Genomic DNA, 11,520 nt, shown 5'->3' with positions numbered 1-11,520 from the left:
GCTCAGGCCAGGGTCGTTCGGAGCCAGGCGGCGGCTTCGGCAGGGGTCTCGGCCACCGGGATGTCCTGGGGGCGGGTGGGCGTTGGATGACGACGACCGGGATGCCGGCGGCGCGGGCCGCGGCGAGTTTGGGGGCGGTGGCGTGGGCGCCGCTGTCCTTGGTGACCAGCACCTCGACGCGGTGGCGGCGCAGCAGCTCCGCCTCGCCGCCGAGGGTGAACGGGCCGCGGTCGAGGATCGCCTCCATCCGGGGCGGGACCGGCGGCTCGGGGGCGTCGACCGAGCGGACCAGGAACCATGGCTCGGTGAGGTGGGCGAAGGCGGCCAGGCCCATCCGTCCCGTGGTGAGGAAGATCCGCTCCCCCAGGGCCGGGGCCAGCCGCGCCGCGTCGGCCAGTGAGCCGGCCGAGTGCCAGCGGTCGCCCGGACCGGGTACCCAGCCGGGGCGGCGCAGGGCGAGCAGGGGAACATGGACGTCGGCGGCCGCCCGGGCCGCGTGGGAACTGATCGTGTCGGCGAAAGGATGGGTGGCGTCGATGAGCGCGTCCACCTGGTGCTCGCGGAGCCAGCGGGCCATGCCCTCGGCGCCCCCGAACCCGCCGATCCGCACCTGCCCCACGGGCAGTCGCGGCGCGGCGACCCGGCCCGCGAGGGAGCTGGTGACGCGCAGGGCGGGGTCGTCGGCGAGTTCCCCGGCGAGGCGGCGCGCCTCGGTGGTGCCGCCGAGGATGAGCACATGGCGCTGCGCCGGTGCGCTGTTCATCGGGTGCCTTTCGTCGTCCGTGCGCCCGTCATCGTATGCGCGGCGGCCGGCCCATGGCTGAGGCGGAGACGGAGGCCAAGGCGACCGGGGGACGGAGCGCGCAGCTGGAGCGGACGGGGCTGCGGCACGGCTGGACCACCGGGGCGTGTGCCACGGCCGCGACGACGGCCGCGTACACCGCGCTGCTGAACGGGGAGTTCCTCGACCCGGTGACCATCGAACTGCCCAAGGGGCAGCGGCCCGCGTTCGCGCTCGCGGCCGAGGAGCTGACGGCGGACCGGGCCATGGCCGCGGTCGTCAAGGACGCGGGGGACGACCCGGATGTGACCCACGGCGCGCTGGTCAGGGCCACGGTACGGGCCCTGCCGCCCGGCGGCGGAGTGGTCTTCCGGGCCGGTCCGGGCGTCGGCACGGTGACCCGGCCCGGATTGCCGCTCCCGGTGGGCGAACCGGCCATCAACCCCGTGCCGCGCCAGATGATGCGCGACCACATCGCCGCGGTCGCGGCCCGGCACGGCGGAACCGGTGACGTCGAGATCGAGATCTCGGTGGACCACGGCGAGGAGATCGCCCGCTCCACCTGGAATCCGCGGCTGGGCATCCTCGGCGGGCTGTCCATCCTCGGCACGACGGGCATCGTGGTGCCCTACTCCTGCTCGGCGTGGATCGACAGCATCCGGCGCGGGGTGGATGTCGCACGCGCGGCGGGGCGGCGCCACGTGGCGGGCTGTACGGGTGCGACGTCCGAGAAGGTGGCGGTGGCCGTGCACGGGCTGCCACAGGACTCACTGCTGGACATGGGCGACTTCGCGGGGGCGGTGCTGAAGTATCTGCGCCGCCACCCGGTGGACCGGCTGACGGTCGCCGGAGGCTTCGCCAAGCTCTCCAAGCTGGCCGCCGGGCATCTGGATCTGCACTCCTCACGCTCCCAGGTGGACAAGGGGTTCCTCGCGGACCTGGCCCGCCGGGGCGGGGCGGACGAGAAGCTGGCGGAGGCGGTTGCGACGGCCAACACCGGCCTGGAGACGGTGCAGTTGTGCTCCGCCCGCGGCGTACCACTCGGCGATCTGGTCGCCGCGGCAGCCCGCGACACGGCGCTCGGCGTGCTGCGCGGGGCGCCGGTGACGGTGGACGTGATCTGCATCGACCGCGCAGGCACGATCGTGGGCCGCGCCGAGCCACGCGGCCCCCGGGAGCGCTGACCCCCGGCGCGATCGCCGCACCCCCGCGTCACAGCACGGCACCCGGCAGGGTGCGGGGCGGCACCCGCACCCGTGCCACGCCCTCCCGGGCCGACACGTCGGCGAGGCGACACACCGGCCCGTGGGATACGGCCACCCGCGGGGCGTGGCACACGGGACGGTGCACGGATCATCACCGCGCCCGCCGCACGGACCCGCCACGCACTGAGTCAGCACCCCCGACACGCCGCGGACACCTCGCCTTGCAGGCCACGCGCGCCGGTGCCGCCGCCTCCGGTCGACGCGACGACACACCGGCACGGCGCGGTACGGCCGCCGTCCACCCGCGCGACGCGGCGAACCGGACGGGGTGCGGGCCTTCACCACGCCCGTCGCGCGGACCCGCTGCCGCCGCAGCCGGCACCGACCCGCTCGGCGCGGTCGCGGTGGCCCGCCGCCGGCGTCCTCGACACGCCGCCGCCCCCTGGCGGCCTTGGACCCCTCGCCCGGTGCCCCGCACGGACCGTGCGACGCCCCGCACGGGCGCGCGTCGCACGCTGCCGGGGCACAGCGTCCCCGACCCCATCGAGGCCACGCCACCAGGGCCGATGCCCCGGCGCCGGCACACGGCGGGCGGTCGTGGTCCCGGCCGGGCCGGGATCAGGTGCCGTGTGGGTGGCAGGACTCGTGGGGGCGTTCGCGGTCCGAGGAGTAGAGGTGGCTGTCGCGGAACTGTTCGGCGCCCAGGGTGCGGCCAACGATGATGACCGCCGTCCGTACCACGCCCGCCGCCTTCACCTGGGCCGCGATGTCGTCCAGCGTGCCGCGGAGCACCAGTTCGTCGGGGCGGCTGGCCATGGCGACCACGGCCGCCGGGCAGTCGGCGCCGTAGTGCGGGAGGAGTTCGCCGACGACGCGGTCCACGTAGCGGGCGGCGAGATGCAGCACGAGCAGGGCACCGCCGCGGCCGAGAGTGGCGAGGTCCTCGCCTTCCGGCATGGGGGTGGCCTGCTGGGCGATGCGGGTGAGGATGACGGTCTGGCCGACGGTCGGGACCGTCAGTTCGCGCTTCAGCGCGGCCGCCGCGGCGGCGAAGGCGGGAACGCCCGGGACGACGTCGTACGGAATGCCGGCGGCGTCGAGGCGGCGCATCTGCTCGGCGACGGCGCTGAAGACCGACGGATCGCCGGAGTGGAGGCGGGCCACGTCATGGCCCGCCTCGTGGGCGGCGGCGAACTCGGCGGTGATCTGGTCGAGGTCGAGCCGGGCGGTGTCGACGAGACGGGCGTCCGGCGGGCATTCGGCGAGCAGTTCACGCGGCACCAGGCTGCCCGCGTACAGACACACCTGGCAGCGGGCCAGGGTCCGGGCGCCGCGCACCGTGATCAGATCGGCGGCACCGGGGCCCGCGCCGATGAAGTACACCGTCATCGTGTCTCTCCTTGAGCGGCTTCGACGGATCCCGCGGGAGCGGCGGCGTACCCGCCAGGGCCCCGGGAGTCGAGCGGTTTGGTGGCGGACCACTGGGTGACCGGCATCGCCTGCCGCCAGCCGGTGAAGGCCCCGACCGGGGTGGCGTGGGAGACGGCGAGGCGGACGAGGTCGCCACCGTGGCGGCGGTACCGGTCGGCGAGCAGCGCCTCGGACTCCAGGGTCACGGTGTTGGCGACGATCCGGCCACCGGGCGGCAGGGCCGCCCAGCACGCCTCCAGCAGCTCTGGGGCGGTCAGGCCGCCGCCGATGAACACCGCGTCGGGGATGGGCAGTCCGGCCAGGGCGTCCGGGGCGGCGCCGGTGACAACGGTCAGCCCGGGCACACCGAGCGCGTCGGCGTTGCGGCCGATGCGCTCGGCGCGCACCGGGTCGCGTTCGACCGAGACCGCCCGGCAGGTGCGGTGGGCGCGCATCCACTCCACGGCGATGGAGCCCGAGCCGCCGCCGACGTCCCACAGCAGCTCCCCGGGGGCGGGGGCGAGCGCGGCGAGGGTGGCGGCCCGCACATGGCGCTTGGTGAGCTGTCCGTCGTGGTCGTACGCCGTGTCGGGCAGCCCCGGCGCGAGCGACAGTGGCCGGGCGCCGTCCGCCGGGGCGCAGTCGACGGCGATGACGTTGAGGGGGTCGCCGGGCGGATGGGGCCATTGTTTGGCCGTGCCCTCCACACAGCGCTCCCGCGCGCTCCCCAACCGCTCCAGCACCCGCATCCGGCTCGGTCCGAAACCGCGGTCCGCGAGCAACCCGGCCACCTCGGCGGGGGTTTGGGCGCCCGCGCTGAGCACGAGCAGCCGCCGTCCGGCGTACAGCTCACGGTTCAGCGTGGCCAGGGGACGGCCGACGAGGCTGATCACCTCGGTCTCCTCCAGCGCCCAGCCGAGCCGCGCACAGGCCAGGGAGACGGACGAGGGATGGGGCAGCACCCGCAGCCGCTCGGCGCCCAGCAGCTCGGCCAGGGTGCGGCCGATGCCGAAGAACATGGGATCGCCGCTGGCCAGTACACAGACCCGCCGCCCGGTGTGCGCGGCGAACAGCCCGGGGACGGCGGGGCGCAGCGGGGACGGCCAGGGCACCCGCTCACCGTGGCACTCCGGCGGCAGCAGGCCCAGATGGCGATGTCCGCCGATGACCACCTCGGCCGTGCGCAACGCCTCACGGGCCGTGGGACCGAGCCCGTCCCAGCCGTCGGCGCCGATGCCGATGACGGTCACGGGGGGAGGCGGCGGGCTCACGATGGTCACCTCGCGGGTCGGGGAACGGTCCACGAAACTCTACTGACCTGCTACGACGCCCCGGCCCCCGGCTCCCGCTCCAGGCCCCGCTCCCCCGGCTGCTCCCGCTGCCCCGCCTGCTCCCGCTCGCGCTCCAGCTCCGCCAGCGCCAGCAGTTGCTCGACGGTCATGTCCTCGGGGATCGGCACCGGCGCCGGGGTGCGCAGCGGCGGCTGCCAGCCCTCCTCCGGGGCCCACCGCCGTATGATCCGGGCCGGCGCCCCGGCCACCACGGCGTGGTCGGGCACCTCGCCCCGTACGACCGCGCCCGCCGCGACCACCACGTTGCGGCCCAGCCGCGCCCCGGGCAGGATCACCGCGCCCGCGCCCAGCCAGCTGCCGGGGCCGATGTGGACGGGCGCGGAGCGCGGCCACTGGCGGCCGATGGGCTGCTCCGGATCGTCGTAGGAGTGGTTGTCGCTGGTCACATAGACGTACGGGCCGCAGAAGACATCGTCGCCGAACTCCACGGGCACCGACGCGATCACATGGCTGCCCCGGCCCAGCACCACGCCGTTGCCGATGCGCAGAACCGGATCGGGGCCGAGGTCCACACCGGGCATCATGCCGGCGGTGAGGGTCACCTGCTCGCCGATGACGCAGTGCTCGCCGAGCTCGATCCACGGTTCGCCGAAGAGGGTGCCCTGGGGGAACGCCAGCCGGGTGCCGACGCCGATGCGGCCGAACCGGTACGGGCCGGGGCGCTCGGCCGTCACCGCGCCGGCCCGCTGCACGGCGCGCCATCCGCGGTGGACCAGACGGGAGGTGACGCGTCCGCACCAGCCCCGCCAGGATGAGAACAGGTTCTCGTTCTTCGGCATTCGCCCACCGTATCGGCCCATCGGGAGGCCGTCCGCGTCACCCCGGCGTCCCCTACGCGCTCCCGCGTCCCGGCGCCTCGCGCAGTACGCAGTCGCCACACAACCCGCCGCCGGGCACGCGGTAGTAGAGACAGCAGGTGCGGCGCCGGTAGCCGAGCGGCGCGGTGCTCAGGGTGCCGGCCTCGCGCAGCGGCGGGTGGGCGAGCTGGGCACGTGCCAGCTCGGTGGCCCGGTCCGCCGCCTCGGCGCGGCCGTGTGCCCGGCACCAGTCGTGCAGCACGCGCAGCGAACCGGCCAGTGCCGAGGCGGCGTTGCCCCACAGCAGCCGCCCCGAGACCCGGTAGGCCCGTCCAATGGCGTGGTGCAGCGGCATCAGCTGGACGAACGCCGCGGTGCCCACCTGACCGGCGAGTCCTCCCGGTTCGCCCATCACCGGCGGCACGCCGGGCCACCACAGGTCGTCGGGGGCGACCCGCCCGGGGTTCCACCACAGCCGGTCGGGCCGGAGGTGGGGCACCTGGTCGGAGAGGGCAGCCGGGCCGAGCGCGAGCGACCACACCCGGGCGGCGAGGCCCTGGAAGGCGAGGGAGGCCGCGACCCTCGGCTCATCGGTGCGCAGGCTCGCGGCGACCGCCTCCACCCGGGCGCGCAGCACCGGCCCGGCGGCGCCCTCGCCGGTCAGCCGGTACGCCTCGCCGATCCGTACGTACCCCTCCTCGCGTGGCTCGCCGATACCGGTGCGCAGGGCGAAGAACGGCCCGACCCGGGCCGCTTCCGGCAGCGGCGCCTCATCCACCGTCGGCCGGGGCCCGGAACGCCTCCAGCAGCCGGTCCGCCGCCAGCGTGGCCGTCAGGGTGCCCTCGCGGACCCGCTGCTCCAGCTCGGGCCCGAGCCGCCGCACCTCGGGGTGGGCGTGCAGCCGCGCGAGCAGTTGGTCGCGCACCATCGACCAGGTCCAGTCGACCTGCTGGTCGCGCCGCTTGGCCTGCAGCGCGCCCGTGGCCTCCAGCACCCGGCGGTGCTGCTCCAGGCGTTCCCACAGCACGTCGAGCCCGGTGGACTCGCGGGCGCTGCAGGTGAGCACCGGCGGGTTCCAGGGCGCGTCCGCGGGCTGCAGCAGCCTCAGCGCGCCCGCCAGCTCACGGGCCGCCGACTTGGCGTCCCGCGCGTGGGGGCCGTCGGCCTTGTTGATGGTGACCACGTCGGCCAGCTCCAGGACACCCTTCTTGATGCCCTGCAGCTGATCGCCGGTGCGGGCCAGGGAGAGCAGCAGGAAGGAGTCGACCATATTGGCCACTGCGGTCTCGGACTGGCCCACGCCCACGGTCTCCACCAGCACCACGTCATAGCCCGCGGCCTCCATGACGACCATGGACTCGCGGGTGGCGCGGGCGACCCCGCCCAGCGTCCCGGCGCTGGGCGAGGGCCGTACGAAGGCGTCGGGGTCGACCGCCAGCCGCTCCATCCGGGTCTTGTCACCCAGGATGGAGCCGCCGGTGCGGGTCGACGAAGGGTCGACGGCGAGCACCGCGACCTTGTGGCCGGCCCCGGTGAGCATGGTGCCCAGGGCGTCGATGAAGGTGGACTTGCCCACCCCGGGCACCCCGCTGATGCCGATCCGCCGCGCCCCGCCGGTGTGCGGCAGCAGCTCGACCAGCAGCCGCTGGGCGAGGTCGTGGTGGTCGGGCCGGGTGGACTCGACGAGCGTGATCGCACGGGCGATATACGCGCGATGGCCGTCGAGCACGCCCTTGGCGTACTCCTCGATGTCGATCGTCCGTGGCATGGACTACAGCTCGTGGCCGAGGTCGGCGGCCAGCTTCCGCACCAGGTCATGGGCGGCGTCCGGGATGACCGTGCCCGGCAGGAAGACGGCGGCGGCGCCGGCGTCGTGCAGGGTCTGGACGTCGTGCGGCGGGATGACCCCGCCGACCACGATGGTGATGTCCTCACGCCCCGCCTCGGCCAGTTGCTCGCGCAGCGCGGGCACCAGCGTGAGGTGGCCGGCCGCGAGCGACGACACGCCGACGATGTGCACATCGGCCTCCACCGCCTGCCGCGCGACCTCCTCCGGGGTCTGGAACAGCGGGCCGACGTCGACGTCGAAGCCCAGGTCGGCGAAGGCGGTGGCGATCACCTTCTGGCCGCGGTCGTGACCGTCCTGGCCCATCTTGGCGACCAGGATGCGGGGGCGGCGGCCCTCGGCGCTCTCGAACTTCTCCACCAGCGCGCGGGTGCGGCTCACGCCGGAGGATGCTCCGGCCTCTTCTCGGTACACACCGGAGATCGTACGGATCTGCCCCGAGTGGCGCCCATAGACCGCCTCGAGCGCGTCGGAGATCTCGCCGACGGTCGCCATGGCGCGGGCGGCGTCCACGGCGAGCGCCAGCAGATTGCCCTCCAGACCCGCGCCCGGACCGGACCGGGCCGCGGCGGTCAGGGCGCGCAGCGCGTCCTGGCAGACGGCCTCGTCGCGCTCGGCGCGCAGCCGCCGCAGCTTCTCGATCTGCTGGGTGCGCACCGCCGAGTTGTCGACCTTGAGGACCTCGAGCTGCTCATCGCTGTCGATGCGGTACTTGTTGACGCCGATCACCGGCTGGCGGCCGGAGTCGATCCGCGCCTGGGTGCGGGCGGCGGCCTCCTCGACGCGCAGCTTGGGGATGCCCGCGTCGATGGCCTTGGCCATGCCGCCGGCCGCCTCGACCTCCTCGATGTGCTGCCAGGCCCGCCGCGCCAGGTCGTACGTCAGCTTCTCGACGTACGCGCTGCCGCCCCACGGGTCGATGACCCGGGTGGTGCCCGACTCCTGCTGCAGCAGGATCTGGGTGTTGCGGGCGATCCGGGCGGAGAAGTCGGTGGGCAGCGCGAGCGCCTCGTCCAGCGCGTTGGTGTGCAGCGACTGGGTGTGGCCCTGGGTGGCGGCCATGGCCTCCACACAGGTGCGCGCCACATTGTTGTAGACGTCCTGGGCGGTCAGCGACCAGCCGGAGGTCTGCGAATGGGTGCGCAGCGACAGCGACTTGGGGTTCTTCGGGTCGAACTGCTTGACCAGCTTGGCCCACAGCAGCCGCGCCGCCCGCAGCTTGGCGACCTCCATGAAGAAGTTCATGCCGATCGCCCAGAAGAACGACAGCCGGGGCGCGAAGGCGTCCACGTCCATCCCGGCGTCCCGGCCGGCCCGCAGATACTCCACACCGTCGGCCAGGGTGTACGCCAGCTCCAGATCGGCCGTGGCTCCGGCCTCCTGGATGTGGTAGCCGGAGATGGAGATGGAGTTGTAGCGCGGCATCCGCTGCGAGGTGAAGGAGAAGATGTCGGAGATGATCCGCATCGACGGCTGCGGCGGATAGATGTAGGTGTTGCGGACCATGAACTCCTTGAGGATGTCGTTCTGAATGGTCCCGGCCAGCTTCTCGGGCGGTACGCCCTGTTCCTCGGCGGCCACGATGTAGAGCGCGAGCACGGGCAGCACCGCGCCGTTCATCGTCATCGACACGCTCATCCGGTCCAGCGGGATGCCGTCGAAGAGCTGCCGCATGTCGTAGATGGAGTCGATGGCCACGCCCGCCATGCCGACGTCACCGGTGACCCGGGGGTGGTCGCTGTCGTAGCCCCGGTGGGTGGGCAGGTCGAAGGCGACCGACAGGCCCTTCTGTCCGGCCGCGAGGTTGCGGCGGTAGAAGGCGTTGGACTCCTCGGCGGTGGAGAAGCCCGCGTACTGCCGGATGGTCCAGGGCTGGTTGACGTACATCGTCGGGTACGGGCCGCGCAGATAGGGCGCGGCGCCGGGGTAGGTGCCCAGGAAGTCGACGCCCTGGAGGTCCTCGGCGGTGTAGAGCGGTTTGACCCCGATGCCCTCGGGGGTGTCCCACACCAGGTCCTCCACGCCCTTGCCCACGCTGTTCTGCAGCGCGGCGGCCCAGTCGCCGGAGCTGGGCACCGGGCCTTCGGCCGGTCCGTCCAGATCGACCGCCGAGAAGTCCGGGATCTTGCCCGGCTCCACCGGAGCGCCGGCCATCACGCCACCCCCATGGTGTTCAGAGCCGAGGTGAGCACCTCGACCGCGTCGCAGCCCGCGAAGACGAATCCGTCCACTCCGGCCCGTTCGTACTCATCCTGTTGTGTGCCCGGCCGTCCGGCCAGGTAGACCCGGGTCGCCCCGGCCGCCTTGAGCCGCTCGGCCACGGCCGCCGCCTCCTGCGCGTACAGCTTGTCGCTGGAGCACAGGCAGGCCACGCGGGCGCCGCTGGCGGCGAACGCCTCGGCGACCGTCTCCGCGGTCACCGTGGCGGGTTCGTGGACCGCCTCGATCCCGCCCGCCTGGAAGAGGTTGGCGGCGAAGGAGGCGCGGGCGGTGTGTGCGGCGGCGGGGCCCAGCGCGGCCAGGAAGATCCTGGGCCGGCTGCCCTCGGCCGCCAGCTGGGCGTCGGCGCGGGTGCGCAGCGCCTCGTACGCCTCGTCGCGGCGCACCCTCGGCAGTCCGCCGCTGGGCGGCTCCGGGACGGGCTCGCGCTCGACGGGCCGCTCGGCGAGGTTCGGGAACTCACTGACGCCGGTGATCGGCTCCTTGCGGCGGGCGAGGTCGCGGCCGCGGCGCGCCCAGGTTTCGGCGAGCCGGTCACGGACCAGCCCGGAGGCGAGGGCCGCGGCCATCCCCCCGGCGCGCTCGATCTCCTGGAACCAGGCCCAGGCGGCGCGGGCGACGTCGTCGGTCAGCTTCTCGACGTACCAGGAGCCGCCGGCCGGGTCGATCACCCGGGCCAGCTGTGACTCCTCCAGCAGGATCGTGGAGGTGTTGCGGGCGATCCGGCGGGCGAAGTCGTCGGGGAGGCCGATCGCGCTGTCGAAGGGCAGCACGGTGACCGCGTCCGCGCCGCCGACGCCCGCCGCGAGAGTGGCGACGGTGGTGCGCAGCATGTTCACCCAGGGGTCGCGCCGGGTCATCATCACCGGGGAGGTCACCGCGTGCTGACGCTGGGCGCGCGCCTCCGACGGCGCGCCGCACGCCTGCGCCACACGCGCCCACAGGCGACGGGCGGCCCGGAGCTTGGCGATGGTGAGGAACTGGTCGGCGGTGGCCGCGTAGCGGAACTCAAGCTGGGCGCAGGCGGCTTCGACGCTCAGCCCGGCCTCGGTGAGGGTGCGCAGATACGCCACCGCGGCGGCGAGGGAGCAGCCGAGCTCCTGGGCCGCCCCGGCGCCCGCCTCGTGGTACGGCAGGGCGTCCACGGCGAAGGCCGTCACTCCGGGGTGGTCGCGGTGGCAGATCCCCGCGAGGTCGGCCGCGGCGGCCAGCTGCCCGGCCAGGCCGTCGTCGCGTCCGGTACGGGCCGCGAGCCCCAGCGGGTCCGCGCCGAGGTTGCCGAGCGCGGCGCCCGGCGGCACCTCGCGGCCGGCGTAGAGCCGCAGCAGGGCGCGGGCGGCGTCCTCGAAGTCGGCGCCCGCGTCGAGGGCGACGGGGGCGAGGTCGAGGTAGACCCCCTTGAGGGCCTCGGGCAGCCCGTCCACGGGCACCCCGGCCGCGCCGGCCGCGAGCCAGACCGAGCCGGCGCCGTTCTCCAGGTCGGCGAGGATCGCCTGGTTGGTGCGCGCCGGATCGGGGTGGGCGTGGCGCTGGCGTACGTCCCATCCGGATACGGCGGAGCCCTCGGCCCGGCCGCCGCGCACGAAGGGCGCGAAGCCGGGGAATCCGGCGTCCTGGGGCGCGTCTTCGGCGGTGTAGAGGGGGTGGACGGTGATGCCGTCCTCGAGCGCGGTAGCGAGGGCCGCTTCGGCCTCGGCGCCCACGGCGTCCGATGTGCCGGTTTTACGCAGCACGCCTTCGACAAGGTGGCGCCATTGGTCTCGCGTCACTTCAGGGAAATCGTCGGCTAGGGGAAGCCCGTCGGGCAGGACCGTCATAGGAGGAGGCTAATGGGGTCCGCTAAAGCCGAAGCAGTGGTTAAGCCTGTGAGCTTACTCTCTAGTGATCTCAGGGGTGAGCTCTAGGGAT

The 11,520-nt window shown here is 74.3% G+C and carries 9 protein-coding genes and 1 pseudogene; 1 reads left to right on the top strand and 9 read right to left on the bottom strand.

The genetic code is table 11. The features are described from left to right. Positions 1–2 precede the first annotated feature (2 nt). A pseudogene (locus CGL27_RS42505) lies at positions 3–763 on the bottom strand (cobalt-precorrin-6A reductase). A 53-nt stretch (positions 764–816) separates the two neighbouring features. Here CGL27_RS42505 and CGL27_RS42500 point away from each other — a divergent pair. Next, positions 817–1,965 (top strand): cobalt-precorrin-5B (C(1))-methyltransferase, encoded by a 1,149-nt coding sequence (locus CGL27_RS42500; protein ID WP_119994823.1) that lies wholly within the window; start codon positions 817–819, stop codon positions 1,963–1,965. A 28-nt stretch (positions 1,966–1,993) separates the two neighbouring features. Here CGL27_RS42500 and CGL27_RS50500 read toward each other — a convergent pair whose 3' ends face one another. From CGL27_RS50500 to mutA, 8 genes are all read right to left on the bottom strand, one after another. Further along, a complete protein-coding gene (locus CGL27_RS50500) occupies positions 1,994–2,131 on the bottom strand; it encodes a hypothetical protein (RefSeq protein WP_162953195.1) in 138 nt (45 codons plus the stop codon). A 473-nt stretch (positions 2,132–2,604) separates the two neighbouring features. After that, positions 2,605–3,375 carry a precorrin-4 C(11)-methyltransferase gene (cobM, locus tag CGL27_RS42495; RefSeq protein WP_078639081.1) on the bottom strand — a complete coding sequence of 257 codons (771 nt, stop codon included), beginning with the start codon at positions 3,373–3,375 and terminating at the stop codon, positions 2,605–2,607. Continuing rightward, positions 3,372–4,667: a precorrin-6y C5,15-methyltransferase (decarboxylating) subunit CbiE gene (cbiE, locus tag CGL27_RS42490; RefSeq protein WP_346345771.1), complete on the bottom strand. Its 1,296-nt coding sequence runs from the start codon at positions 4,665–4,667 to the stop codon at positions 3,372–3,374. The genes cobM and cbiE overlap by 4 nt, the downstream gene beginning before the upstream one ends. A 50-nt stretch (positions 4,668–4,717) precedes the next feature. Then, on the bottom strand, positions 4,718–5,527 hold the full coding sequence (locus tag CGL27_RS42485; RefSeq protein WP_119992848.1) for an acyltransferase: 810 nt from the start codon (positions 5,525–5,527) through the stop codon (positions 4,718–4,720). A 52-nt stretch (positions 5,528–5,579) separates the two neighbouring features. Then, positions 5,580–6,323: a (2Fe-2S)-binding protein gene (locus tag CGL27_RS42480; RefSeq protein WP_119992846.1), complete on the bottom strand. Its 744-nt coding sequence runs from the start codon at positions 6,321–6,323 to the stop codon at positions 5,580–5,582. Further along, the gene (gene meaB, locus CGL27_RS42475; RefSeq protein WP_078639084.1) at positions 6,316–7,314 is read right to left on the bottom strand and encodes a methylmalonyl Co-A mutase-associated GTPase MeaB; all 999 of its coding nucleotides are present in this window, start codon (positions 7,312–7,314) and stop codon (positions 6,316–6,318) included. The genes CGL27_RS42480 and meaB overlap by 8 nt, the downstream gene beginning before the upstream one ends. Before the next feature lie 3 nt (positions 7,315–7,317). Continuing rightward, a complete protein-coding gene (gene scpA / locus CGL27_RS42470) occupies positions 7,318–9,546 on the bottom strand; it encodes a methylmalonyl-CoA mutase (RefSeq protein WP_078639085.1) in 2,229 nt (742 codons plus the stop codon). After that, positions 9,546–11,429 carry a methylmalonyl-CoA mutase small subunit gene (gene mutA, locus CGL27_RS42465; RefSeq protein WP_119992843.1) on the bottom strand — a complete coding sequence of 628 codons (1,884 nt, stop codon included), beginning with the start codon at positions 11,427–11,429 and terminating at the stop codon, positions 9,546–9,548. The genes scpA and mutA overlap by 1 nt, the downstream gene beginning before the upstream one ends. Positions 11,430–11,520: the final 91 nt, after the last annotated feature.

It is taken from the genome of Streptomyces sp. 11-1-2 (assembly GCF_003595545.1).
GTDB lineage: Bacteria > Actinomycetota > Actinomycetes > Streptomycetales > Streptomycetaceae > Streptomyces > Streptomyces hygroscopicus_B.
The sequence above is the reverse complement of the archived record's forward strand: the minus strand, read 5'-3'. Positions and strand labels throughout refer to the sequence as shown.

Coding starts and splice junctions, on each gene's coding strand:
- meaB (WP_078639084.1), bottom strand. CDS start 7,314: ATGCCACGGACGATCGACATCGAGGAGTACGCCAAGGGCGTGCTCGAC.
- CGL27_RS42500 (WP_119994823.1), top strand. CDS start 817: ATGGCTGAGGCGGAGACGGAGGCCAAGGCGACCGGGGGACGGAGCGCG.
- CGL27_RS42485 (WP_119992848.1), bottom strand. CDS start 5,527: ATGCCGAAGAACGAGAACCTGTTCTCATCCTGGCGGGGCTGGTGCGGA.
- cobM (WP_078639081.1), bottom strand. CDS start 3,375: ATGACGGTGTACTTCATCGGCGCGGGCCCCGGTGCCGCCGATCTGATC.
- scpA (WP_078639085.1), bottom strand. CDS start 9,546: ATGGCCGGCGCTCCGGTGGAGCCGGGCAAGATCCCGGACTTCTCGGCG.
- mutA (WP_119992843.1), bottom strand. CDS start 11,429: ATGACGGTCCTGCCCGACGGGCTTCCCCTAGCCGACGATTTCCCTGAA.